23 protein-coding genes and 1 tRNA gene are annotated in these 22,948 nt (G+C 68.3%); 5 read left to right on the plus strand and 19 right to left on the minus strand.

What is annotated here, in order from left to right; all coding sequences use genetic code 11:
• Positions 1-71: 71 nt before the first annotated feature.
• Entirely contained in the window at positions 72-407 is a 336-nt protein-coding gene (gene trxA / locus VHS75_RS12570) for a thioredoxin (protein WP_293371184.1), read from the plus strand.
• A gap of 343 nt (positions 408-750) precedes the next feature.
• Here trxA and VHS75_RS12575 read toward each other — a convergent pair whose 3' ends face one another.
• The 12 genes from VHS75_RS12575 to aroA form a co-directional block, all read right to left on the minus strand.
• Positions 751-2,082 (minus strand): folylpolyglutamate synthase/dihydrofolate synthase family protein, encoded by a 1,332-nt coding sequence (locus VHS75_RS12575; RefSeq protein ID WP_329638963.1) that lies wholly within the window; start codon positions 2,080-2,082, stop codon positions 751-753.
• Between the two features lie 16 nt (positions 2,083-2,098).
• On the minus strand, positions 2,099-3,025 hold the full coding sequence (gene accD / locus VHS75_RS12580) for an acetyl-CoA carboxylase, carboxyltransferase subunit beta (RefSeq protein WP_329638964.1): 927 nt from the start codon (positions 3,023-3,025) through the stop codon (positions 2,099-2,101).
• A 4-nt stretch (positions 3,026-3,029) separates the two neighbouring features.
• On the minus strand, positions 3,030-3,863 hold the full coding sequence (gene trpA / locus VHS75_RS12585; protein WP_329638965.1) for a tryptophan synthase subunit alpha: 834 nt from the start codon (positions 3,861-3,863) through the stop codon (positions 3,030-3,032).
• A complete protein-coding gene (gene trpB / locus VHS75_RS12590; protein WP_329638966.1) occupies positions 3,860-5,095 on the minus strand; it encodes a tryptophan synthase subunit beta in 1,236 nt (411 codons plus the stop codon). The genes trpA and trpB overlap by 4 nt, the downstream gene beginning before the upstream one ends.
• Positions 5,096-5,118: 23 nt before the next feature.
• Positions 5,119-5,760, minus strand: coding sequence for a phosphoribosylanthranilate isomerase (locus VHS75_RS12595; RefSeq protein ID WP_329638967.1), 642 nt, complete (start codon positions 5,758-5,760; stop codon positions 5,119-5,121).
• Between the two features lie 46 nt (positions 5,761-5,806).
• Complete coding sequence (locus tag VHS75_RS12600; protein ID WP_329638968.1) at positions 5,807-6,823, minus strand: class I SAM-dependent methyltransferase; 1,017 nt, start codon at positions 6,821-6,823, stop codon at positions 5,807-5,809.
• 47 nt (positions 6,824-6,870) lie between these two features.
• Entirely contained in the window at positions 6,871-7,305 is a 435-nt protein-coding gene (gene mscL, locus VHS75_RS12605) for a large-conductance mechanosensitive channel protein MscL (protein WP_329638969.1), read from the minus strand.
• 24 nt (positions 7,306-7,329) lie between these two features.
• The gene (locus VHS75_RS12610) at positions 7,330-7,617 is read right to left on the minus strand and encodes an integration host factor subunit beta (protein ID WP_324359687.1); all 288 of its coding nucleotides are present in this window, start codon (positions 7,615-7,617) and stop codon (positions 7,330-7,332) included.
• A 152-nt stretch (positions 7,618-7,769) separates the two neighbouring features.
• Positions 7,770-9,713, minus strand: a complete 1,944-nt coding sequence (locus VHS75_RS12615) for a DUF3857 domain-containing protein (protein WP_329638970.1) — start codon at positions 9,711-9,713, stop codon at positions 7,770-7,772.
• A 129-nt stretch (positions 9,714-9,842) separates the two neighbouring features.
• Complete coding sequence (gene rpsA, locus VHS75_RS12620) at positions 9,843-11,549, minus strand: 30S ribosomal protein S1 (protein WP_329638971.1); 1,707 nt, start codon at positions 11,547-11,549, stop codon at positions 9,843-9,845.
• A gap of 165 nt (positions 11,550-11,714) precedes the next feature.
• Positions 11,715-12,380: a (d)CMP kinase gene (gene cmk, locus VHS75_RS12625; RefSeq protein WP_329638972.1), complete on the minus strand. Its 666-nt coding sequence runs from the start codon at positions 12,378-12,380 to the stop codon at positions 11,715-11,717.
• A 160-nt stretch (positions 12,381-12,540) separates the two neighbouring features.
• Positions 12,541-13,866, minus strand: coding sequence for a 3-phosphoshikimate 1-carboxyvinyltransferase (gene aroA / locus VHS75_RS12630; RefSeq protein ID WP_329638973.1), 1,326 nt, complete (start codon positions 13,864-13,866; stop codon positions 12,541-12,543).
• A gap of 130 nt (positions 13,867-13,996) precedes the next feature.
• Between aroA and VHS75_RS12635 the strand changes: the two genes are divergently transcribed.
• Together VHS75_RS12635 and VHS75_RS12640 are read left to right on the plus strand one after the other, a co-directional pair.
• Positions 13,997-14,464: a TIGR02300 family protein gene (locus VHS75_RS12635; protein ID WP_329638974.1), complete on the plus strand. Its 468-nt coding sequence runs from the start codon at positions 13,997-13,999 to the stop codon at positions 14,462-14,464.
• 136 nt (positions 14,465-14,600) lie between these two features.
• Positions 14,601-14,676, plus strand: a tRNA-Ala gene (locus tag VHS75_RS12640).
• Positions 14,677-14,752: 76 nt separating this feature from the next.
• Here the strand turns inward: VHS75_RS12640 and VHS75_RS12645 are convergent.
• From VHS75_RS12645 to VHS75_RS12660, 4 genes are all read right to left on the minus strand, one after another.
• Positions 14,753-15,697 (minus strand): S1C family serine protease, encoded by a 945-nt coding sequence (locus VHS75_RS12645; RefSeq protein WP_329638975.1) that lies wholly within the window; start codon positions 15,695-15,697, stop codon positions 14,753-14,755.
• A gap of 54 nt (positions 15,698-15,751) precedes the next feature.
• A complete protein-coding gene (locus VHS75_RS12650; RefSeq protein WP_329638976.1) occupies positions 15,752-16,297 on the minus strand; it encodes a hypothetical protein in 546 nt (181 codons plus the stop codon).
• 38 nt (positions 16,298-16,335) lie between these two features.
• The gene (locus VHS75_RS12655) at positions 16,336-17,025 is read right to left on the minus strand and encodes a dienelactone hydrolase family protein (protein WP_329638977.1); all 690 of its coding nucleotides are present in this window, start codon (positions 17,023-17,025) and stop codon (positions 16,336-16,338) included.
• A 102-nt stretch (positions 17,026-17,127) separates the two neighbouring features.
• Complete coding sequence (locus tag VHS75_RS12660) at positions 17,128-17,835, minus strand: alpha/beta hydrolase (RefSeq protein ID WP_329638978.1); 708 nt, start codon at positions 17,833-17,835, stop codon at positions 17,128-17,130.
• Between the two features lie 238 nt (positions 17,836-18,073).
• Here VHS75_RS12660 and VHS75_RS12665 point away from each other — a divergent pair, with 238 nt between their 5' ends.
• Together VHS75_RS12665 and VHS75_RS12670 are read left to right on the plus strand one after the other, a co-directional pair.
• Positions 18,074-19,189 (plus strand): AraC family transcriptional regulator, encoded by a 1,116-nt coding sequence (locus VHS75_RS12665; protein ID WP_329638979.1) that lies wholly within the window; start codon positions 18,074-18,076, stop codon positions 19,187-19,189.
• A 270-nt stretch (positions 19,190-19,459) separates the two neighbouring features.
• Entirely contained in the window at positions 19,460-20,320 is an 861-nt protein-coding gene (locus VHS75_RS12670; protein WP_329638980.1) for a hypothetical protein, read from the plus strand.
• An 82-nt stretch (positions 20,321-20,402) separates the two neighbouring features.
• Here the strand turns inward: VHS75_RS12670 and VHS75_RS12675 are convergent, their stop codons facing one another.
• The 3 genes from VHS75_RS12675 to VHS75_RS12685 all read right to left on the minus strand — a co-directional run bounded on the left by VHS75_RS12675 (position 20,403) and on the right by VHS75_RS12685 (position 22,935).
• Positions 20,403-20,813, minus strand: a complete 411-nt coding sequence (locus tag VHS75_RS12675; protein ID WP_329638981.1) for a helix-turn-helix domain-containing protein — start codon at positions 20,811-20,813, stop codon at positions 20,403-20,405.
• A gap of 123 nt (positions 20,814-20,936) precedes the next feature.
• Positions 20,937-21,668 (minus strand): YoaK family protein, encoded by a 732-nt coding sequence (locus VHS75_RS12680; protein ID WP_329638982.1) that lies wholly within the window; start codon positions 21,666-21,668, stop codon positions 20,937-20,939.
• Positions 21,669-21,684: 16 nt separating this feature from the next.
• Complete coding sequence (locus tag VHS75_RS12685; protein WP_329638983.1) at positions 21,685-22,935, minus strand: threonine/serine exporter family protein; 1,251 nt, start codon at positions 22,933-22,935, stop codon at positions 21,685-21,687.
• Positions 22,936-22,948: the final 13 nt, after the last annotated feature.

Below are 22,948 nucleotides of genomic sequence, written 5' to 3' on the forward strand. Positions count from 1 at the left end.
CGCTCCTACATCGGCGGATCGAGATGCGTCGGCTCCACGTTCGGAAACCGCTGACGCGCAAGGAGAATTTCATGAGCACCGTGAAGGTCACCGACGAATCCTTCGAAAAGGACGTCCTGCAGGCCGCCGGCCCCGTCCTCGTCGACTTCTGGGCGGAGTGGTGCGGCCCCTGCAAGCAGATCGCCCCCGCCCTCGAGCAGATCGCGGCCGAGCTGGGCGCCAACGTCACCATCGCCAAGCTGAACATCGAAGAAAGCCCGACCACGCCCTCGCGCTACGGCGTGCGCGGCATCCCCACCATGATGCTCTTCAAGGACGGCCAGATGGCCTCCATGAAGGTCGGCGCCATGCCCAAGCAGAAGATCCTGGAATGGCTGAACGAAGCCGGCGTCGCCGCGGCCGCGTAGGTTTGACTTCCCTCCCCTTAGTGGGGAGGGACAGGCCGCTTCGCGGCCAGGGTGGGGAAATCGCGTTCAAGCGCTGACTCCGCACTCTGATCCGCACTTCCCCACCCGTCTCCCCCGGATCAAGGCCGGGGTCGCCACCCTCCCCAGACGGCTACGGCATTCACACATCTCCCCGCTGAGGTCCGAGTTCCGGCCTGCTAGGCGGAAAATGCTCAATCGTTTCAAGACAACCTGCCCAGCACGGACTCTCAGTGTACGGACTTGTTGGTCTCCGGTAAGCCACTGAAAGCACTCATTCTATTTAGATGTGTGAATCCGGTAGCCCCAGACGGGGAGGGAAGGGTTACGTCGGCCACGTCTCCGGGCTCATGGCCAGGACTTCGCCGGCGAAGTGCAGGCCGCCGCAGATCAGCACGTGTGGGGCCGGGCCGGAGCCATCCAGGGCTTTGCGAACGCCCTCGGTGACATCCGGCACAGGCGTGGCGTCTATCCCGGCCAGGCGCGCGGCTTTGGCGAGATCGCCCGGCGTCGCGGCCATGTCGGACTCGAAGGTGGTAGTGAAGACCTTCGGGTGCATCTCGGCGAAGGGCCGGAAGTAGCCCTCGGCGTCCTTCCGCGCGAACATCCCGGCCACCAGCACCAGGGGCCGCGGGTCGCGGTCCACCAGGCGCGAGGCGGCCTCGGCCAGGGCGCGGCCCGCGTGCGGATTGTGGCCGCCGTCCAGCCACAGGTCCGAGCCCCGCGCCTTGGCCAGCGCCGCCAGCGGGCCCTTGGTCAGGCGCTGGAACCGCGCCGGCCAGACGGTCGAGGAGACGCCGCGGCCCAGGTCGTCCTCGCCGAGGTCGTGGTTGAAGGTGAGCGCCGCGGCCACGGCGAGGCCCGCATTGTCGAACTGATAGCCGCCGAACAGGCTGGGGGCCGGCAGGTCCAGCAGCCGGTCGGGCATCTGCACCATCAGCCGGCCGCGTTCTTCCCAGGCGTCGAAGTCGCGGCCCATCAGGAACAGCGGCGCCATGCGGTCGTCGGCCTCGCGCTCGATGGCTTCCAGCGCCTCGTCCGGCTGGCGGGCGACGACGACGGGGCGGCCGCGCTTGATGATCCCGGCCTTCTCCCAGGCGATCTTCCCGAGCTCGGGGCCCAGCATCTCCAGATGGTCGTAGTCGACGGGCGTGATCACGCTGACCGCCGGGGCGTCGAAGACGTTGGTGGCGTCGAAGCGGCCGCCCAGGCCCACCTCCACCAGGCAGATGTCGGCCGGGGTCTCGGCGAAGGCCTCCAGCGCCAGGACCGTGGTGATCTCGAAGAAGCTGATTGGCTCGCCGGCGTTGGCGGCCTCGACCCGATCGGTGAGGTCGTCCAGCTGGGCGTCGGTGATCAGCTTGCCCGCGATGCGGATCCGCTCGGCGAAGCGCACCAGATGCGGCGAGGTGATGGCGTGGACTCTCAGGCCCTGCGCCTCGGCGATGGCGCGCAGGTAGGCGACGGTCGAGCCCTTGCCATTGGTGCCGGCCACATGGATCACCGGCGGCAGGCGGCGTTCGGGATGGCCCAGCGCGGCCAGCAGGCGCTCGACGCGCCCGGTCGTCAGGTCGATCAGGGTCGGGTGGTTGGCGCGGAGGCGCTGGATTACCGCATCCGAGGCGCGGATCGGGTCGTGATCGACGCCCTTGTCCAAACTTGGGGGGGTCACATCAGGCGGCGGGAAGTTGGGCGCGCCCCATCATCAGGGTCTTGAGGATCGAGCCCAGCACCCCCGGCAGTTCGGCGCGGGTCACCACCTTGTCGACCATGCCGCGCTCCATCAGGAACTCGGCGCGCTGGAAGCCCGCCGGCAGGGTCTCGCGGATGGTCTGCTCGATCACGCGCCGGCCGGCAAAGCCGATCAGCGCATTGGGCTCGGCCAGGTGGACGTCGCCCAGCATGGCGTAGGAAGCCATCACCCCGCCCGTGGTCGGGTCGGTCAGCACCACCAAATAGGGCAGGCCCGCGGCCTTGACCTCGTTCAGCGCCAGCGTCGTGCGCGCCATCTGCATCAGGGACAGCGTCCCCTCCTGCATCCGCGCGCCGCCCGCGGCGGTAAAGATCACGAAGGGGACCTCGCGTTTCACGGCTTCCTGGGCGGCCTTGATGAAGGCCTCGCCCACCGCCATCGACAGCGACCCGCCCATGAAGGCGAAGTCCTGCACGGCCACCAAGACAGGCTGGCCCTGGATATTGCCGTAGCCGATGGCCAGAGCGTCCTGCTCGCCGCTCGCCTTGCGGGCGGCCTTCAGGCGGTCGGGATAGGACTTCACGTCGGGGAATTTCAGCGGGTCATCGGCGACGACGGGCGAAGCGATGCGCTCGAACTTGCCGTCGTCGAAGGTGTAGCGCAGGCGGGCGGCCGCCCCGATCCGCATGTGGTGGCCGCTGGGCGTCACCCAGAGCGCGGCTTCCAGGTCGGGGCGATAGATCATCTCCCCGGTGTCGGGGCATTTCACCCAGAGGTTTTCCGGCGTCTCGCGCTTGGAAAAGGCGTTCCGCACGCCGGGCGCAATGCGCGACAGCCAGCCGGTCCGCTCCTTGGGCGCAGGCGTCGGGCGGCCGGGTTTGTCGTTTCTCTGATCAGCCATCGCCATGGTTCTAGACCGTCGTTTGGCCGACTCGCGCCGAGCGCACAGCCTTAGCCAAGGAACTCACTTTGGAAAGAACCCGCTGGGTCACGTCTTCGTTCATCTCCACTGCTTCGGCGATTTCGTCCACAAGCGCGGACCCCACCACCGCCGCGTCCGCAACGCGAGCGATCGCTGCGGCGCGTTCCGGGGTCTTGATGCCGAAACCGACGGCGACCGGAAGCCCGGACGCCGCACGAACCCGCGCCACATGCGGCGCGACCTCGGCCGCATCAGCTTCCTTGACCCCCGTCACGCCCGCCACGGAGACGTAATAGACGAAACCCGACGTGCGGCGAACAATGGTCTTGAGGCGCATATCGTCGCTGGTCGGCGTGGCCAGCCGGATCAGCGAGACCTGGGCCGCGTCCAGGGCGTCGGCCAGCGGCCCGGCCTCCTCCGGCGGGCAGTCGACGACGATCACCCCGTCGACCCCGGCGTCGGCGGCGTCGCGGGCGAAGGCCTCGATGCCGCGGGTGACGATCAGGTTCATGTAGCCCATCAGGATCAGCGGTGTCGTCGCGTCGGCGGCGCGGAAGCCGCGCGCGAGATCGAACACGCCCGAAAGCGTCATGCCGGCCTTCAGCGCCCGTTGCGCCGCGCGCTGGATCGGCGGGCCCTCCGCCATAGGATCGGAGAACGGGAAGCCGAGCTCGATCAGGTCGGCGCCAGCAGCGGGCAGACCCTCAAGGATCTTGGCGGCGGTCGCGGCGTCGGGGTCGCCGGCCATCACATAGGCCACGAAGGCCGCGCGGCCCTCGGCCTTCAGCGCGGCGAAGCGGGCGTCGATACGGGCCTTGCTCAAATCTCCATCCCCAGATGGGCGGCGACGGCAGCCACGTCCTTGTCGCCGCGGCCGGAGAGGTTCAGCACCACGATCCCGTCCTTGCCGACCTCCTTGACGATCTCCGGCAGGCGGGCGAGCGCATGGGCGCTTTCGATGGCCGGCAGGATGCCTTCCAGCTCGGCTAACAGGCTGAAGGCGTTCAGGGACTCCGTGTCGGTGGCCGACAGATAAGTGGCGCGGCCGACGTCGTGCAGCCAGGCGTGCTCGGGGCCGATGCCGGGATAGTCGAGGCCGGCGGAGATCGAATGCGCCTCCTCGATCTGGCCGTCCCGGTCCTGCAGCAGGTAGGTCATGTTGCCGTGCAGGACGCCGGGGCGCCCGCCATTGATCGCCGCGGCGTGACGGCCGGTCGCCAGGCCCTCGCCCGCCGCCTCGACGCCGAAGATCTTCACGTCGGCGTCATTCAGGAAGGGATGGAAGAGGCCGATGGCGTTCGATCCGCCGCCGACGCAGGCCACGACCGCGTCCGGGAGGCGGCCTTCGGCTTCCAGGATCTGCTCGCGGACCTCGCGGCCGATGATCGACTGGAAATCGCGGACCATGACCGGATAGGGGTGCATGCCCGCCGCCGAGCCGATCAGATAGTAGGTGTCGTCGACATTGGTGACCCAGTCGCGGAGCGCCTCGTTCATGGCGTCCTTGAGCGTCGCCGAGCCGGACGTCACGGGGCGGACTTCCGCGCCTAGGAGGTTCATCCGGAAGACGTTGGGCTTCTGCCGCTCAACATCGACGGCGCCCATGTAGACCACGCAGGGCAGGCCGAAGCGGGCGCAGACCGTGGCCGTGGCCACCCCATGCTGACCGGCGCCGGTCTCGGCGATGATCCGGGTCTTGCCCATGCGGCGGGCCAGCAGGATCTGGCCCATGCAGTTGTTGATCTTGTGCGAGCCGGTGTGATTCAGCTCCTCGCGCTTCAGATAGATCTTCGCTCCGCCGTAGTGGGCGGTGAGCCGCTCGGCGAAATAGAGCGGGCTCGGGCGGCCGACGTAGTGGGTCAGGAAACTGGCCAGCTCGGCCTGGAAGCCCGCGTCGGCCTTCGCCGCCGCATAGGCCGCGTCCAGCTCATGGACCAGCGGCATAAGCGTCTCGGGCACGTACTGGCCGCCATAGTCGCCGAATCGCCCATGGGCGTCGGGATAGGCCGAATAATCGTTGGGCCGGACAGGCGAAGGATTTGAGGGCGCGTTCACTGGGCGTCTTTGGGGTTTTGACTTCAGGCGCGTTTTGCGGCGTCGAGGAACGCGGCGATCAGGGCGGGGTCCTTTAGTCCGGGACCGCGCTCCACGCCAGAGGAAACGTCCAGCAGGGGCGCACCGGACTGCTGCACCGCGTCGGCGACGTTCCAGGGATCGAGGCCGCCGGCCAGGAACCAGGGGCGTTGAAAGCGCCGCCCCGCCATCAGCGTCCAGTCGAAGGGCTTCCCATGGCCGCCGGGCCGCTCGGCGTCCTTCGGCGGCTTGGTCTCGAACATCAGGTGCTCCACCACGGTCTCGAACTCGCGCGCCGCGTCGAGGTCGGCCGCCTCCGACACCGGCTGGACCTTGATGACCCCCGCGCCCGCGCGTTGGCCAACGGCGCGAGCGCGGGCCGGCGTTTCCTGGCCGTGCAGCTGGATGAGGTCGGGCTTGAGGGTCTGGGCAATGCGGTCCACATCGGCGTCGCTGGGGTCCACCAGCAGGGCCACGACCTGGGCCTTGCCGCGCACCGGCTGCGCCAGCCGCCAGGCCGCGTCAGGGGCGATGTTGCGAGGGCTCTTCTCGAAGAAGACGAAGCCGAGGAACGCCGCGCCGCCCTCCAGAGCCGCGATCACGGCCTCGGGGGTGCTGATCCCGCAGATCTTGGTCTGGACGCCCATGAGCGGGGATTAGGGGGCTGGAGGCCATCCCCGCAAGGGCGAAGCATCACGCCGCCTTGGTCAGGACAACGGAGCCTTCCATCATGAAGCCGTTCTTGGTGAGCTGGGGCATGGCGCGGTCGAAGCTGTCGAGGATATCGATCGCCCACTGCGGGAAGGTCAGGCCCTCCTGGCCGCTACCCAGCCGCAGCTGCACGTGGGCCACGTCGCGGTAGAGCGTGGTGTGGTTGTTGTGGGACAGGAGGCGGACGTTCGCGAACCCGCAGTCCCGCCCGGCGATCTCCATATAGTCCCGCGAGAACAGCCACTTGTCGTCCAGCTCGGCGAACTGGCGCGACTGGCGGTCCAGGCTGGTGCGCGCGGCGATGTCGTCGATCATGGCGCGCAGGACCTGCTCGACGGCGGGATCGAGCGGAGCGCGGCGCAGGTCGGCCTCCGCCAGGATCCGCTCATAGGCCAGCCGCATCAGGCCGTAACCGTCGAACGGCTCGAAGAAGATCGCCTGGCCGCCGGGTTTCAACGCCCGGGCCGCGGCCTGCAGGCCCATGGTGGGATGGGTCAGGTGGTGCAGGATGGAGGCTCCGGTCACCAGGTCGAACTGCTCGCGCGCCACGTTCTTGCCCATAGCATCCATGACCACGCAGATCACGCGGTCGGAGAGACCCTCGTCGGCGGCGTAGGCGGCCAGGATGGCGAGTAGCTCGCCCGAAAGATCGCTGGCCACCTGCCGCGCGCCGGGGAACAGGTTGAAGCAGGGGACGATCGAGTTGACGCCAGAGCCGGAACCCATGTCGAAGATCAGCGGCGCCTCGGGGATGGTCAGGCCGAGCTTGCGGATCGTCTGCTCGAACAGGCCCTGGAAGTGTGCGCTGGCGGCGTAGCGCGCGTGGTACTCACCGGCGCTGGCGGTGAACTGCTCCGAGATGCGGCCGGCGATCTGGTCATCCTCCAGCCCCCAGACCGGCGCCGAGGCGCTGTCGCTCAGGGGAACCAACCGCCGCGCGAACAAAGCCGCGGCCCAGGGCGGCGGCGCAACTTCGGCGGTGACGTCGGTCGCAGACATAGGGCTTGTAGGCGTTCGCGTTCAGTGGGCCGAGGCGGCTGCCGGCCTTAGCGGCTCTTCAGCAGATCGCGGATTTCGGTCAGCAGCAGCTCCTGCGGCGTCGGCGCCGGCGGGGCCGCAGGCGGCGTCGCGGCGTCGCGGCGGCGGATCGCGTTGACGCCCTTGACCAGTAGGAACACCACCCAGGCGACGATCACGAACTTGATCAGGGTGTTGAAGAACAGGCCGTACTGGATGGCCACCTCGGCGGCTTTCTTCGCCGGGTCGGCGGCTTTCAGCACAAACTTCATCTGCGAGAAGTCGACGCCGCTGAGCAGCAGGCCGATCGGCGGCATGACGACATTGTCGACCAGGCCCTTGACGATGTCGTTGAAGGCCGCGCCGATGATCACGCCGACGGCCAAGTCGATCACATTGCCGCGGGCGATGAACTCGCGGAATTCGCCGAAGATCGTCTGCTTCGTCTTGGCCGGCTCACTCATGACAGGACCCTATTCGCCAGAAACCTAGTCGTCGGTGAGATTGAGGCGTTCCCGCAGCTCCTTGCCGCTTTTGAAGAAGGGAACGTGCTTGGCCCGCACATCCACCGGCTCGCCGGTGCGCGGGTTGCGGCCGGCGCGCGCGTCGCGCGAACGGACCGAAAGCGCGCCGAAACCGCGCAATTCCACCCGGCCGCCGGTTTCCAGCGCCTGGATCATGCGCTCGAGAACCACACTGACGACGCGCTCGATGTCACGCTGCGTCAGGTGCGGGTTCTCTTCGGCGAGTTTGGCGATCAGCTCAGATTTGATCATGCGGCCCCCTGGAACCGGGCTGACCATGGTCGAGTCCGCCTTTGTATTCAAGGCGTAAAAAGGGTTTATGCGGCGCAATGGCAGCGCTTGTTTCTTATCGCGCCATACAACCCAAGGCTGCCTCTTGGCGATCCTGCACTCCCAAGCGCGCCTCAGGCCGGCGCGCGCACCAGGGTGTCCACATCGCGCAGCTTGCGGATTTCGACATTGGCCGCCTCGGCGTCCTTCGAGGAAACCTCCGGCGTCATCGCACGCTGATTGACGGTGAAGCTGGCGACGCCGCCTTGAATCTCCGCGGTTGAGACGATTTCCAGGCCCGCCACATGCTCGATCCCGTTCGGGCCGCGAACGCTGTAGCCCTTGCCGCCGTCTGGCAGGAGAATCTCGGTCCGCGAGCGGGTGAAGGACGGATAGTTGATGGCGAAGGGCGCATCGCGGTTCGGCCCCGGCTCGCGACGCGGGAAGAGGCGCGGAACGGCGCCGGACCCGACGCGGTATTCCCGCACGCCCACATCCTGGTTCTTGCGCCAGTCCATGTCGTTGGCGCCGGTGATCTCCAGGGTGAAGAGGTCCTTCACCGGATCGTCGCGCCAGGCGACCTGATCGATGTCCAGGCCGCCGGCGACATTGCCGAATTGCTGGCGCAGCGCGCGCTCGAAATCGGCCCGCGGCGTGCGCGCGACCATCGAGCGCATCGAGGTCGCGAGAATGCCGGAGAAGGTGATCCGATACTGGGCGGCGGCCTTTTCATCCAGGCCCTTCGAGGCGTCCAGTCGCAGGAGGGTGTCCACGGTCGGCACCGTGATCTGCGGCTCGACGATCTGTTCCAGGCCGGCGCCGGCCGACCGCACGGGCAGGCCCCACTTGTGCGGCGGCGCCTGCATGGCCTGGGGGTTGGTGTCGCCCGCGCGGGTGCCGTCGAGCCAGTAGGACTTGCCCGCGATCGTCACGCGCACGATGACGTGGTTGAAAGCCGACAGGGACGGCGGCAACTCGTCGATCCCGTCGCCCGCGCCGAGATTGACCAGCACCGGCTCGGCGTCGACGTTCAGCGCCTTGAGCAGCGACAGCAGCAGCGCCGTCTTCGCCTTGCAGTCGCCGAACCGCCGCGCCCAGGTGTCGTCGGCGTTGGCCGGCACATAGCCGCCCTCGCCCATGCCGATGAAGAAGTAGCGGGTCTTTTCCTCGACCAGCTGCAGGGCGGCGAAAGCGCGCGCCTTGGGATCGGTGGTCCTGGCCGCGATGGCGTCGGCCTCAGCCTTGATCGGCGAGGTCTTGGCGATGTCGGAGGCTTTGGCGTAGAGCGGCGCCATCAGCCTGGAGATCTCGTCCCAGCTCTTGAAGCTGGTGGTCTGGAGCTGTCCGACCCGGCGGAAGCGAAGTGGTGCGTTGATCGGCGCCTTGGGCGCCTGGATCTCAGTCTTGTCGAGGCTGATCGTGATGCGGCCGTCCTTGTCGCTGACGGCGGGGTCGCCGAAGCCTGCGGTCGCCTTCCAGATCACCGGCTCGCCCTTGGGCCACGAGACGACGGCGCGGTAGCGGCCGATGGCCCCGCTGAAGCCCAGGCGTTCGACATCGAAGGAATGCCCCTTCAGCACCGGGTCGGCATGGGTGCGGGTGATGGCGAAGTCGAGAATGTCGCCGGTCTGCAGGCCGTCGATCTGCCGCGACGCGGTGATCCGCCCGTCGAGGCTCGCCTGCTCGAGGTTTGTCTCCCGGCGGAGCACCAGCATGGCGTCATGATCGGCGAGCAGGTCGATGACCTTTCCGTCGCGGATGATGCTCAGGGTGTGGAAGGTGACGGTCTCGGTGTCCGGGCTCCAGATCGCGCCGATCGACTTCACGCTCGCCAGACCCTCGGGCTTGAGGATCTTGACGACCTGGCGCGCGTAATAGGCGTCGCCGGCGGGGTCGAGGCGGCTCTGGTGGTCGTCCAGCAAGACTTGGATGGCGGGCGCGCCGTCGACGGACGGCGGCGGCGGGATCTCGGCGACATTCACCCAGGCGGCGGGCGGCGCATAGATCGGCCGGTCGGCGGCGCGGGCTGGCAAGGAAGCGGCGACGGCCGCAAACAACGCGCAGAGAAAAAGACGCAAGGACAAACGAGCCGCTCCTGCCGCGCCAGGCCGGCGCATCGCCTTACGATAGGACCGCTGTGCAAAAAGAAAACGGCGGACCGGTCACCCGATCCGCCGCTCTTTCCTAAGCCGTGAGGGCGTCGGAACTTAGTCCTTTTGGGCCTTCTCGCGCAGGGCCGCGCCCAGGATGTCGCCGAGCGAAGCGCCGCTGTCCGAAGCGCCGAACTTCTCGATGGCTTCCTTTTCCTCGGCCATTTCCAGGGCCTTCACCGACAGGGACACGCGGCGCGCGGCCTTGTCGACATTGGCGATCTGGGCGTCCAGGCGGTCGCCGACGGCGAACCGTTCCGGCCGCTGGTCCGCACGGTCGCGGGAGAGGTCCGACTTGCGGATGAAGGCCGTCATCGGCGCTTCGTCCTCGCCGAACTTCACTTCGATGCCGCCCGAGGTGATCTCGGTGACCTGCACGGTGACCGTCTGGCCCTTGCGGTAGGTGTCGCCCTGCATCGGGTCGCCGGCCAGCTGCTTGATGCCAAGCGAGATGCGCTCCTTCTCGACGTCCACGTCGAGCACCTTGGCCTTGACCATGTCGCCCTTGTTGTACTTGGCGATGGCTTCCTCGCCGGGCGCCGCCCAGTCGAGGTCGGAGAGGTGCACCATGCCGTCGATGTCGTTGTCGAGGCCGATGAACAGGCCGAACTCGGTGGCGTTCTTGACTTCGCCCTCGACGGTCGAACCGACCGGGTGAGCCGCCAGGAAGGCGTCCCACGGATTGGCCATGGCCTGCTTGAGGCCCAGCGACACGCGGCGCTTGGACGGATCGACGTCCAGGACGACCACTTCGACTTCCTGCGAGGTCGAGACGATCTTCCCGGGATGGACGTTCTTCTTGGTCCAGGACATTTCGGAGACGTGGACGAGACCTTCCACACCGGGCTCCAGCTCCACGAAGGCGCCGTAGTCGGTGATGTTGGTGATGCGGCCGGTGAACTTGGCGCCCACCGGGTATTTGGCCTCCACGCCGTCCCACGGGTCGGACTGCAGCTGCTTCATGCCGAGGCTGATGCGTTGCGTGTCCGGGTTGATCTTGACGATCTGCACCTTGACCGTGTCGCCGACCGCCAGGACCTGGCTCGGGTGGTTGACGCGCTTCCAACTCATATCGGTCACGTGCAGCAGGCCGTCGATGCCGCCCAGGTCCACGAACGCGCCGTAGTCGGTGATGTTCTTGACCACGCCTTCGCGGACTTCGCCTTCCTGCAGCTGGGAGACCAGCTCGGTGCGCTGTTCGGCGCGGGCTTCCTCGAGGATCGCGCGACGGGAGACAACAATGTTCCCCCGGGGCCTGTCCATTTTTAGAATCGCGAACGGTTGTTCGCGGCCCATCAGCGGGCCGACGTCGCGGACGGGGCGGATGTCGACCTGGGAGCCCGGCAGGAAGGCCGAGGCGCCGCCGAGGTCGACGGTGAAGCCGCCCTTCACACGGCCGACGATGGCGCCCATGACCGGCTCGTTACGCTCGTAGACGGCTTCCAGGCGGGTCCAGGCTTCCTCGCGGCGGGCCTTGTCGCGCGACAGGACGGCTTCGCCCATGGCGTTTTCGACGCGTTCCAGGAACACCTCGACGGTGTCGCCGACCTTGATCGGGGCCTTGCCCTCTTCCTCGCCGAACTCCTTCAGCGAGACGCGGCCTTCGGTCTTCAGACCGACGTCGATGATCGCGATGTCCTTCTCGATCGCCACGACCTTGCCCTGGACAACCTGACCTTCCATGAAGTCGCGGCCGCCCATCGACTCGTCCAACAGCGCGGAGAAATCGTCGCGCGTCGGGTTCATACTCATATCGTCAGCCATAATGTTCTTTCGTATCGAATGACGGAGGCCCCGCGCGGCCCATCAGGCCGTCGGACAGTCACCCCACGTCGGGTTAAGGGTTGAACCGAAGGCGCAAGGGGATGGCCCCATAGCGCTGGTGAAATTCTGCCCGCGGCCGTTCGAGGGAATGGCGTGTTGGATTTGCTAGGTGGAGGAAATCCACTTGGCACGCGCCGCCTCGACGATGCGGCGGGCCGCATCGGCGGCGTGGTCTATAGTCATTTCAGAGGTATCCAGCAAGACCGCGTCGGCCGCGGGCTTCATCGGCGCGGCGTCGCGGCCGCCATCGCGGGCGTCGCGGCGGCGGATGTCGGCCAGCACGTCTTCGTAGCTCACCGCCTCGCCCTGGGCGAAAAGCTGCTTCCAGCGGCGCTCGGCGCGGACCTCCGGCCGGGCGGTGACGAAGAGCTTGGCGGGCGCATCCGGGGCGATGACCGTGCCGATGTCGCGCCCGTCCAGCACCGAGCCGCCATCCTGCTCGGCGAAGGTCCGCTGGAAGTCCATCAAGGCGCCGCGCACGCGCGGATGCACCGCCACGCGGCTGGCCGCCTCGCCGGCCTCACGGGTGCGCAGCGCCGGATCGTCCAGCTGGTCGGCAGTCAGCAGGGCCGCCGCACAAGCCGCCGCCGCCTGGTCGTCGAGATCCTCGCCGGCCTTCTGCATCAGGACGCCGACACAGCGGTAGAGCAGGCCGGTGTCCAGCACCGGCAGGTCGAAGGCCTCGCCCAGCCCAGTGGCGATGGTGCCCTTGCCCGAGGCCGCCGGGCCGTCGACGGCGATGACGAAGGGGGGCTTCTCGCGGAGACTCATGGCTTGGGCTCAAACCCAACGCCGCTCATCCCGGCGAAGGCCGGGACCCAGATCTCATAGCTGGGTGGCGGGTTGGAAGAGCTCAGACCCCGGAGAACCCACATCTGAGCTACGCCATCTGGGTCCCGGCCTTCGCCGGGATGAGCGGGAATCTTGAGGCTCATTCCGAAATCTCCGCGCCGAGGCCGCGCATGAGGGGGAGGAATTCGGGGAAGCTGGTGGCGATCATGCCGGGTTCGTCGACGGCGACGGGCTCGGCGGAGGCGAGGCCGAGGATCAGGTGGCTCATGGCGATGCGGTGGTCGCCGTGGGTGATGACCTTCGCGCCGCCTTTGACGCCGTGGTTCGCGCGCACCGCGCCGACTACGGTGAGGCTGTCCGGGCCTTCCTCGACGGCGACGCCGCAGGCTGAAAGACCCGCCGCCATCAGCGCGATGCGGTCGCTTTCCTTGACCCGCATCTCGCCGATGCCGCGCATGGCGGTGGGGCCGTCGGCGAAGGCGGCGGCGACGGCCAGGATCGGATATTCGTCGATCATCGAAGGCGCTCGTTCCGGCGGCACCTCGACACCGGTCAGTTCGGAATAGCGGGCGGTGACGTCGGCGACGGTCTCGCCGCCCTCCTCGCGCACATTGGCGACGGAGAGGTCGGCGCCCATCTCGCCCAGGGTCTCCAGGAGGCCGATGCGCAAGGGGTTCAGCAGCATCCCCTCGACGGTCACCACCGAGCCGGGGGTGATCAGGGCCGCCACCAACGGGAAGGCCGCCGAGGACGGGTCGCCCGGCACGCGCACGTTCGTCCCGGAGAGCTTCTGGGCGCCGGGCAGCACGATGCGCCGGCGCGCGCCCTCTTCATGCACGGCCACCTGGACGCCGAAGGCCCGCAGCATGCGCTCGGTGTGGTCGCGGGTGGCCTCCGGCTCGATGACCTCGGCGCCGCCGTCGGCATGCAGGGCGGCCAGCAGCACGGCGGACTTCACCTGGGCCGAGGGTTCGGGCAGCACGTAGGCGATGCGTTTCAACCCGCCGCCCTGCAACGTCAGCGGCAGACGTCCGCCGGCCCGGCAGATCCAGCTCGCGCCCATTTCGCCCAGGGGCTTCAGCACCCGGTTCATCGGCCGGCCGCGCAGGGAGGCGTCGCCGGTAAAGGTCGCGGCCATGTCGAACCCGGACGCGGCGCCCATGATCAGCCGAACCCCGGTGCCGGCGTTGCCGCAGTCCACGACGTCGGCGGGCTCGGAAAAGCCGCCCTGGCCCTCGACGCGCCAGCGGCCCTCGCCGAGGCGTTCGACGGTCGCGCCGAAGGCCGCCATGGCGGCGGCCGTGCGCTTGACGTCCTCGCCTTCGAGCAAGCCCTCGACCTCGGTCACGCCATGCGCCAGCGCGCCCAGGATGAGCGCGCGGTGCGAAATGGATTTGTCCCCCGGCGCGCGCACGGTCCCGGTCAGACCGCCGGCGCGCTTGGCGACCAACTGGGTCACCGTCATCTTTAGGAAACGAGCCTCCGAGGGCTTGCGGTTTCAACGAGGGGGATTGCTTTTGACAGCCGCCCTCGTGCGTGGCAAGGGAGCCCGCCTTCCGAACCGCCCCCAAATACACGTTTAAGGATCATCGCCTTTGGCCAATCCCGAACTGGGCTCCAAGCAAGTCTGCCCCAACTGCCAAGCGAAGTTCTACGACCTGGCCAAGCGCCCGGCCCATTGCCCCAAGTGCGACCACGAATTCGACCCTGACGAAGCGGTCCGCAACCGCCGCGTCCGCGCCCGCACCGTCGTGCCGGAGCCGGAAGCCGAGGAAGAGCGCGAAGATCAGGTGAAGGACGACGCCGAGGCCGAGGACGAAGAAGAGGAAGAAGAAGTCGTCACCCCGGAGCTGGACGAGGTCATCGACGACCCCGTGCTGGCCGCCGACGACGATGAGGACGCGGAACCCGCGCCCGCCGTCTCCGAGGACCTGGGCGAGTTCACCGACGAGGAAGAAGTCGAGGACGACGCCGACGTGCCGTTCCTGGAAGAGGACGAGGACGACGAGTTTGACGAGACCGAGATCGAAGGCCTGCCGGGCGAGGGTGAAGACGACCGCTAGGACGGGTTAAAGTCCGGCGCGACGAAAAAGCCCTATCAGCAGGGTTGATCGCGCCGGAGGGTTTGAATAGGTTCCGCGCCTTCCTGACGGCCCCGGCCTGAGGGAAGACCCGAGACCCCTCCTTGAGTGGGGGAATGGGGCTATAGCTCAGCTGGTAGAGCGCTTGAATGGCATTCAAGAGGTCAGCGGTTCGACTCCGCTTAGCTCCACCATGAAGGCCCGCGGTTAGCGCCGCGGGCCTTCGCCTTTTGGGCGGTAGGCGCACCCCAACGCCAGGCCAGGTCGTGGTCAGGCGTCGAGGAGGGGGAGCAGATCGAAGCTCAGGATGTGCGCTCCGCGCATCACCCGCACCGGGACCGGCCGGCCCGCCAGCTCGGCGGTCAGCCTGCGATGCAGGTCGTCCACCGACAGCACCGGCGCCTCGCCGAAATCCAGGATCACATCCCCGGCTGCCAGTCCGGCGCGGGCCGCCGGTCCGTCGGCCTCAATCTCGCTGATCATCACCGCCGAGCCTTCCCGGCGCAGTCGAGCGGCCAGGCGGGCGTCCAGCATGGTCGTCTGGCCGCCCAGGCCCAGGCGGGTGCGGCGCACCTTGCCGTCGCGCATGAGGCGGGTGGTGACGTCCACGACCGTGTCGGCGCCGATGGCGAAGCACAGGCCCTGGGCGCCGCCGACGATGGCGGTGTTGATGCCGATCACCCGGCCACGCCCGTCGGCGAGCGCGCCGCCGGAGTTGCCGGGGTTCAGCGGCGCGTCGGTCTGCACGACGCTCTCGATCAGCCGGCCGTTCGGCGAGCGTAGCGTGCGGCCGAGTGCGCTGACGATCCCGGCGGTGACCGTCGCCTGGAAGCCCAGGGGATTGCCGATGGCGATCGCCAGCTGGCCGACCCTTAAGCGCGATGACGAGCCGAAGGCCGCGTGCGGCAGGCCGCTGGCCTCCAGCCTGAGGACTGCGAGGTCGGTGGCCGGGTCGTCGCCGACCAGCCGCGCCGGCAGGCTGCGCCCGTCGGTCAGCGAGGCGGTCAGCTCGGCGGCGCCGGACACCACGTGGCTGTTGGTGATCAGGTAGCCATCCGGAGCGAAGATCACGCCGGAGCCCGTCCCGCCGCGCCCGCTCGGCTGGCGCGCGGCGATGTGGACGACGGCGGGTCCGACGGTCTCGAAGGCGTGGACGACCTGGGCGGAATAGGGATCGAGCGGCTCGTCGGGCCACTCAGCACTGTCGTAGGCCATGGGATTGCAGATGGGCGTTCGGCGCGGCGCTGCAAGGGCGACCCCGGCAGGCGGCTATTCGGCGCCCGCTCCGCGCCTGGGGTTGCCACCAACACCGCGTCGTCGATCTCTCGGTCGAGCAAGCGGCCGATGTCGTCGAGCTCGGGCCGGCCCACACCCGCCAGCAATGACGAAGGCCGATCGAATGCGATCGTCGCGCCCGCCGCCCGCCGCCCGCGGCCCGCCGCCCGCCGCCCGCCGCCCGCGGCCCGCGGCCCGCGGCGTCGCATAGACCGCCTCGCGGAAGGGAACATACAAGGCGCCGCGCTCATCGATCCGGACGATACGTGCGGCGATCGCCGGGTTGCCCACCAAGTACAGTCGGCACCGGATCTGGGAGCCGGACAGAGACGCGACTGCGCCCTGGTCGAACACCGCAAACTTCATGAGGCCGCTGTCACCGGCCATTTCGCGCGTGGCGGCCTCAACCTCCGGCCATGGGGCGGCGCTGGCCTCAAGCCGCCTGACAGCGGGCGCGTCAAGTCGGCCGACGGCGGCCTCGAACCGGGTGCAAAGGTCCTCGTAGGCGAACAGCGTCTCGACGATCGTCTTGCGATGCACGTGGCTTTCCTGAGCGTGGACCATGCAACCGACCCCATTCACCGCAGCTGGCGGTTCAGGAACTCGACTGTCCGGCTATGGGCCAGGGCGGCGGCGGCGGCGTCGTAGTGAGCCCCGTCGTGGCGCGAGAACGCGTGGCGCTGGCCCGGATAGCTGTAGACCGTCGCATTCGGCTTGCTGGCCAAGGCCGTCTTGATCTGGGCCTGCGCCGCCTTGGAGATGAACTCGTCCTCCTCGTCCAGGTGCATCAGCAGCGGCGCCGTCAGGCCCCCCACCTCGTCGAGGTACTTTTCGGTGTCGCCGCCGTGGTAGGCCACGACGGCGTCAGCGTCGAAGCGGGCGGCGGTCAGGAACGCCATCAAGCCGCCGAGGCAGAAGCCCATCACGGCCACCTTGCCAGTGCAGTCCGCCAGGTGGCTCACGGTCCTTAGGACCTGGCTGATGTCTTCCGCGCCCCGGTCGCGATCGTAGGCGGCGTAGAGCTGAAGGCCATGTTGCCAATCCGGCTCCGAATTCACGCTCAGGTCGACGCCCGGCTCCTGGCGCCAAAACAGGTCCGGCGCGACGGCGATGAAGCCCTGCTCGGCAAGTTCGTCGCAGGTCTTGCGAATGTCTGCGTTGACCCCGAAGACCTCATGCAGAACCACGACGCCGGGCGCGGGCAGCGCGCCAGGCCGTGCGATGTAGGCTCCGAACGCGCCACCGTTAATCGCGAGCCGGCTGCTCATGGTGTTTTCTTTCGGCATGGGCCGAGCGGGGCAGTGCGGGCGCGCGCCGGCGCGGGGGATGGTGCGCCGGCGCGGCTCCGCTCCGTCGGCCGAGTGGGGAGGTCAGGCCGTGGCGTGTTCGGCCTTAGCGACCGCGGCGGAGGCTTTGCGGATCATGTCGAGCACGGCCTGCGGCTGGGAAAGCATCGGAACGTGGCTGCTCTTGAGCTCAATGGTCGTGGCGCCCATGCGCTTGGCGCAGAACCGTTCCAGCTCGGGATGGACGGCCTTGTCGTTGCTGCCCACGATGTACCAGCTCGGTTTCGTCCGCCAAGCGACGCCCTCGTGCTTTTCGGTGAACAGGGTCGCGGCCGGAGGGGCGGCGGTCGCATAGACGATGCCCTGGTCTTCGGCCGACAGGTCACCGGCGAAGCATGGAACACCAGTCCGTGGCTTCAGCCAGATGCGGCCGTCGGCGACATCGATATTCTGGAACACTTCCGTCGTGGGGAATTTGGCCTGGATACTCTGCGATGTCTCGGTCTCGTCCGGGCCCAGGGCGCAAATATAGACCAGCGCCTTCACGCGCGGGTCCGCGCCGGCATGGGTGATGACAGTGCCGCCATAGGAGTGGCCGACCAGCACGATCGGCCCGCTGACCCGCCCGAAGGCAGCGATGGTCGCGTCGACATCCTGTTTCAGCGTGTCCAGGCCGTACTGCGCGGCGATCACGTCGTGACCCTCCGCCTGCAGCGTCGGGATCAGCTTCGAAAAACATGAGCCATCGGCCCAGATGCCGTGAGCAAAGACGATACTGGGTTTGTTGGTCATGGGGTTCTCCTTCCGGGGTCGGGGGTGGCGCTGTTTTGCGGCCGTGGCCGAGAGCCCAGCGGTCAGGCCCAAACCGACCGCGCCAGCAAGGACTCTGCGTCTTGAAGCATTGGACGGAAATACAGTCATGTACGGTCTCCAGACGAGGACGATCGCACTCGCCCGGAGACTTTTGCTCCAAGCTTAATTTCTAGAATTCATCAACTCTAGATGACGTTCTTTACCCAAACGGCCGTTCTTGATCGAACGGATCACTTTTTTATTTTTGAGATTGAACGCGACCGCCTCGCTCTATCCACTTCGATACTTCGTGGCCCGAATCTCAGGTCTCGCTGAACGCGGTGGACAAGGCGACCGCCGCTTTTTATCGTTCTGTCCACCTGCTGTTGCACCCTGCGCCATGACCCAACAGACAGATGCTCTGCGATATTCGCCCCGTGGCGCGACCGGCGCGTTCGGCAGCAATCTGGCCGCCCACTTTCACCTGAAGGAAAGCGAGCAGGTCTCTGCGGCGTGGTCGGCCGACAGCCTCTTCGCGGTCACGCGCCTGCAGTCTGACAGCGGCATTCCGGACCGCACCACGCAGGTGCCGAGCGAAGCCGCCCTCCACATCTCGGTGTCGATCCTCCCGGTTCCGTTGCGCGCCTACGAGCTTTGGATCGACGGAAAAGCGATCGAGGTTCCGTACATCCCGGCGCTCCGGACGAGTGTTATGGACCTCCAATCCGATCCGGTCTGTTGGGTCGGGACGGGCTTCGACTATGTGCATTTCCACGTGCCCAAGGCGGGCCTAGATGAAATCGCGAGAGACCATGGCGTGGAGCCGGTTGGGTCCTACAAGTTCGCGATCTGCGAGCACGACATCGTGGTGGCGCAGCTCACACAATACGTCTTTCCGCTCATAGGCTCACGCGACTGGACGGGGTCTCTCGCGTTGGACCAGTTCAGCCTCATCCTGGGCTCCCATGTGCTTCGGACCTATGCGGGGCTCCCGCCTGTCGGGGCTGCGAAGAGAGGCGGACTTGCCCCTTGGCAAGCAAGGCGCACCGCCGAAATGATCAGGGAAAGTCTCGACGGCGATATCCGGTTGTCCAACATGGCCCGCGAGTGCGGGCTATCGGTGAGTCACTTCACGCGCGCCTTCAGAAAGAGCTTCGATAAGTCGCCTTACCGCTGGCTGCTCGAACGCCGGATCGATCGGGCGAAAGCCCTGCTAGTCACCAGCGATCTCCCGATAGCCGATATAGCCATGCGGTCCGCCTTTTCCGATCAGGCCGCATTTACCCGCGCATTCGTGCGGATTGTCGGTGAGAGCCCCGGCCGGTGGAGGAGGGCTGTAACATCAAAGGGATAGGGAAATGGGATTGGCGGGCCGCGCCAGAAAATACGATGAGGAAATACGGTTCCGTGACAAGCTGTCCCCGTCGCATCTCCCAGGCGCCACCTGGCCTTAGATCTCATGGATGATGCGAGCCTATCCGCGCGAGACTGAGCTTCGAGCGCGGCTGAATTTCTGAGAGACCCCACCTCCGACCCGCTTCGCGGCCCACCTCCTCCCGCAAGCGGGGGAGGTAGGGTTCGCTTTTTGTTCTGGCTTTGGCGACACCCCTGCTATCCTCCGCCCATGCCCTCGCCTTACGCCCGCAACCTCCCGGCCCTGAGGGCGGAGATCCTGGCGCGGGTGGTGGCGGGGGAGCGGTTGCGGGTGGTTTGTGCGGGGCCTGGGATGCCTTGCCCCCATACGGTGCAGAACTGGGCGGTGGGGGATGCGGCGTTCGGGGCGGAGCTGGCGCGGGCCCGGGCGCGGGAGCCGGAGCGGGTGCGCGACCTGCTGGGGGAGTTGGGGCGGGCGCGGCGGCGGGCGTTCGATCCGGGGCTGGCCGACCGGATCATTGTGGGGCTGCACAAGGGCCTGAAGGTGGAGGCGGTGCTGGCGGCGGACCCGGAGCTGCCGTGCCGGCCCACGCTGCGGCGCTGGCGGCGCGAGGCGCCGGAGTTCGACGCGGTGCTGAGGATGATCTTCGCGGCCTGGCGCAGCCGCGGCCATGGCCTGGCGGGCGGACGGGTGCGCGGATTGGGGCGGGAGCGGCGCGTCCCGGCGCCGGTGCGCGAGGCCGTCTGCGGGGCGATCGGGGACGGCGGGTCGTTCGCCAGCCTGGAGCGCGACGGGTTCGCCTCGCGCACGACCCTACGGCGCTGGTATCGGGCCGACCCGGACTTCGCCGATGCGGTGGACTGCGCGTGCGCGGCGCGCGAGGCGCAGCTGGAATTCGAGTTGTGGCTGGCGGCGGAGCGGGTCCCGCCGGGGCCGGTCCGGGAGATGAACCGGGCGGTGGCGCCGATCACCCGGACCATCGCGCGGCTGCGGCATCGGCCCGGGGCCGCGTGGCGACGACGGGGTGGCGTGGGGCCTTCAGATTTTGGCCGCGGAAAACACGGAAAGGGCACGGAAGGCGGGCCGCCCGAGGCCGCGGAGCCAGGCTGAGTCGCGCGCTTTGCGCGCCATAATATCCCGCACCGATCTGCGGCGCCTTCCGGGCCCTTTCCGTATTTTCCGTGGCTATTCCTTACTGCGCCACGAGCGCCTGCTGGCTCTCGGCGATCTCGCGCACCAAGTCGCGCACCCGGCCGCGCAGGATGGGGCTGAGGCTGGCGAAGTCGCGCAGGAGGTCGGTGGCGCCGGAGACGCCCAGGTCGGTGAGGATGGTCGCCTCGGCCGGGCTGAGGCCGGCGGCCTCGTCGATATCGCCCACCAGCTCCGAGACCCGCAGGCCCAGAGCGTGGGCGATCTGGACCAGGCGGGAGAAGGAGACGCGGTTCGCGCCGTTCTCGTACTTCTGCACCTGCTGGAAGCTGACGCCGCACTTCTCGGCCAGCACCTCCTGCGAAAGCCCGGCCTGTCGGCGGCGCAGCCGGATCGAGGCGCCGATGGCGACATCGAGGGTGTCCGGGGCGTGGCGGGCGAGGGTCTGGGTCATGTGCTTACTGCCGTGCTGAAATGGATCGCTCAGCCAGGACGTGCGCAATGGGTGTGCCAGCGATGCTGGGTAGAAGGGCGTTTTGGCGGTGCGAATTGTCGCAGGGCGGAGGGGCGGCGGCCGCTAGTCCGATGCGGTGGTCCAGCGCAGCGCCGCGGCCAGCCCGGCCAGGGTGGCCGGCAGCGACCAGGCCCAGTCCCCGAGCCGGGAAACGGCCGCGGCGGCGACGATGCAGCCCAGGAAGAAGCCGAGCAGCAACGGCAGGAATTTCTCGATGCGCGGGCCGGCGGCTTGCCGCGTCGCCGGGTCCGGCGAAAGCGCGTCCAGCAAGCTCAGGGTCGCGCTGACCAGGTTGCCGGTCATCACCGCGGTGGACGGGGCGCCGGCGATGGTCATGTGCAGCAGCGCGTTCTGACAGGCCATGGCCGACGCGGCGACCAGCACGGCGACGCCCGCCATCAGACCATGCGGGTCGGCGGACGGGTGCGTCACGATGCTGAACACGAAGACCCCGACCAGCAGCAGGAACTGCACGAGCAGCAGCCGTTGCGTCAGAGCGCCATGCCGCGCAGCCTCGGTTCGCGCGAACAGCCAGACAACCGCGACCGTCAGTATGAAAACCGGTATCGCGAGCGCCTGCGCCAGATTGACGGGGCCGCCTCGCACCACGACCGCCGCCAGCGCCACCAGGTTGCCGGTGACACGGGCGGTGAAGATGTTTCCCAGCGTCAGGAAGCCGGTGAGGTCGACCATGCCGGCAATGACCGCCAGCAGGGCTGGCAGGCGTCGCTCCGACATCGAAAGCGCGGGGATGTGAGGCGAGACCGCGGCCGCGCCGGATTTCGTCCCGGACATGGCGTTCCTCCGCACGTCAGGGGGCCCGGCGCCGGGCGCGTTCGCCCAGGCTGTCGATCAGCAGTTTCGGCGCGAGCAGCCCCAGGCTCATCGCCAGCACGACCGTCGCGGCGGTCGCGGCGTTGGACAGCGTCCCGCCGATGACGGACAGATTCACGGCCGGACCGGCGGCGATCTGCACCAGCCCGCTGGCCATTCGGAAGAGGAGAACGCCGGGCATCATCGACACCACCGAGGCGAACCCGACGGCGGCGAAGGGCATCTTCAGCCGGTGGGCGACGGGCGTCAGGACCAGGCCGACGGTCAGGCAGGCCACCAGGGCGCCGGCGGCGGGGCCGAAGCCCGCGCCGGTCATCGCGGCCCATCGCAGGGCGTGGGCCAACATGCCGACAGCCACCGGCCAGGCCAGCATCCGCAACGGCGTTGAGAAGAAGATGCTGTAGGCGGCGACGGCGACCCCGGCCGCGATGGTGTCCTGCCACAACGGTACGGCCCGGCCCGCGGGATCGACCGGCAGGGCGGCGCCCAGCAGCGCCAGGCCGAGCAGGAGGCCGGTGGCGATCGCCGCGATCAGCAGGCCGGCGAAGATGAGGCGCGCCGCGCCCAGGTGGATGCGCCCCCGGAGGAGGTCGAGTCCGCCGTTGAGCAGATGGGGTCCGGGCACGAGGATCATGCAGGGGCAGACCGCCACGAGGCGCAGGGACGAGCTGAGCTGGAACCGGACCGCCAGGGCGCCCACCGCGCCCGCGAGCAGGGCCGCGCAGAACGGCTGCAGGAAGCTGTTGCCGCTGAGCCCCGCCAGACCTCGCCGGAGGAGCGCGCCGGCTCCGGCGCTCGCGGCGATCAGCGCGCCGGCGGCGAGGTGCTGGATCCCGAAGATCACGCTCAAGGCCACAGCGCCGGCCGCGGCCGCGACGGCGAACAGCCAGGTCGCCGCCGGAGGGGCCTTCGAGATCGTCTCGATCTCGGCCCTGGCGTCATCGGACGCCGACCTGTCCGAAGCGGCCCTGTCGATCACATGGGCGACTGCGACGACGCGGTCCATGTCGACGCCCGTCGGGTCGGCGGCGATGGCGCGGACCAGTCTCGCGGTTCCGCTCTCGGCCTGAAGCAGGAGTTCGCCCCAGCGGGCGAAGATCATCACGCGAAGGTCGAGGCTATCGGCGAGCCGCCTGGCCGCCGCCAGGGTCTGTTCCGTCGATTGGCCGTTGACGAAGAGCGCCTTGGCGGCGGCCAGGACAAGATCGGAACGCTCCTCGAACGTCATCGCGGTCGCCATC

The organism is Phenylobacterium sp., from assembly GCF_036264965.1.
GTDB lineage: Bacteria > Pseudomonadota > Alphaproteobacteria > Caulobacterales > Caulobacteraceae > Phenylobacterium.

Excerpts from the sequence above, each read along its gene's own strand:
- VHS75_RS12600 (WP_329638968.1), bottom strand. The coding sequence starts at position 6,823 with ATGTCTGCGACCGACGTCACCGCCGAAGTTGCGCCGCCGCCCTGGGCC.
- accD (WP_329638964.1), bottom strand. The coding sequence starts at position 3,025 with ATGGCGATGGCTGATCAGAGAAACGACAAACCCGGCCGCCCGACGCCT.
- cmk (WP_329638972.1), bottom strand. The coding sequence starts at position 12,380 with ATGAGTCTCCGCGAGAAGCCCCCCTTCGTCATCGCCGTCGACGGCCCG.
- VHS75_RS12610 (WP_324359687.1), bottom strand. The coding sequence starts at position 7,617 with ATGATCAAATCTGAGCTGATCGCCAAACTCGCCGAAGAGAACCCGCAC.
- VHS75_RS12675 (WP_329638981.1), bottom strand. The coding sequence starts at position 20,813 with ATGACCCAGACCCTCGCCCGCCACGCCCCGGACACCCTCGATGTCGCC.
- VHS75_RS12655 (WP_329638977.1), bottom strand. The coding sequence starts at position 17,025 with ATGAGCAGCCGGCTCGCGATTAACGGTGGCGCGTTCGGAGCCTACATC.
- VHS75_RS12660 (WP_329638978.1), bottom strand. The coding sequence starts at position 17,835 with ATGACCAACAAACCCAGTATCGTCTTTGCTCACGGCATCTGGGCCGAT.
- VHS75_RS12685 (WP_329638983.1), bottom strand. The coding sequence starts at position 22,935 with ATGACGTTCGAGGAGCGTTCCGATCTTGTCCTGGCCGCCGCCAAGGCG.
- VHS75_RS12670 (WP_329638980.1), top strand. The coding sequence starts at position 19,460 with ATGCCCTCGCCTTACGCCCGCAACCTCCCGGCCCTGAGGGCGGAGATC.
- rpsA (WP_329638971.1), bottom strand. The coding sequence starts at position 11,549 with ATGGCTGACGATATGAGTATGAACCCGACGCGCGACGATTTCTCCGCG.
- VHS75_RS12680 (WP_329638982.1), bottom strand. The coding sequence starts at position 21,668 with ATGTCCGGGACGAAATCCGGCGCGGCCGCGGTCTCGCCTCACATCCCC.
- VHS75_RS12645 (WP_329638975.1), bottom strand. The coding sequence starts at position 15,697 with ATGGCCTACGACAGTGCTGAGTGGCCCGACGAGCCGCTCGATCCCTAT.
- trxA (WP_293371184.1), top strand. The coding sequence starts at position 72 with ATGAGCACCGTGAAGGTCACCGACGAATCCTTCGAAAAGGACGTCCTG.
- aroA (WP_329638973.1), bottom strand. The coding sequence starts at position 13,866 with ATGACGGTGACCCAGTTGGTCGCCAAGCGCGCCGGCGGTCTGACCGGG.
- VHS75_RS12595 (WP_329638967.1), bottom strand. The coding sequence starts at position 5,760 with ATGGGCGTCCAGACCAAGATCTGCGGGATCAGCACCCCCGAGGCCGTG.
- mscL (WP_329638969.1), bottom strand. The coding sequence starts at position 7,305 with ATGAGTGAGCCGGCCAAGACGAAGCAGACGATCTTCGGCGAATTCCGC.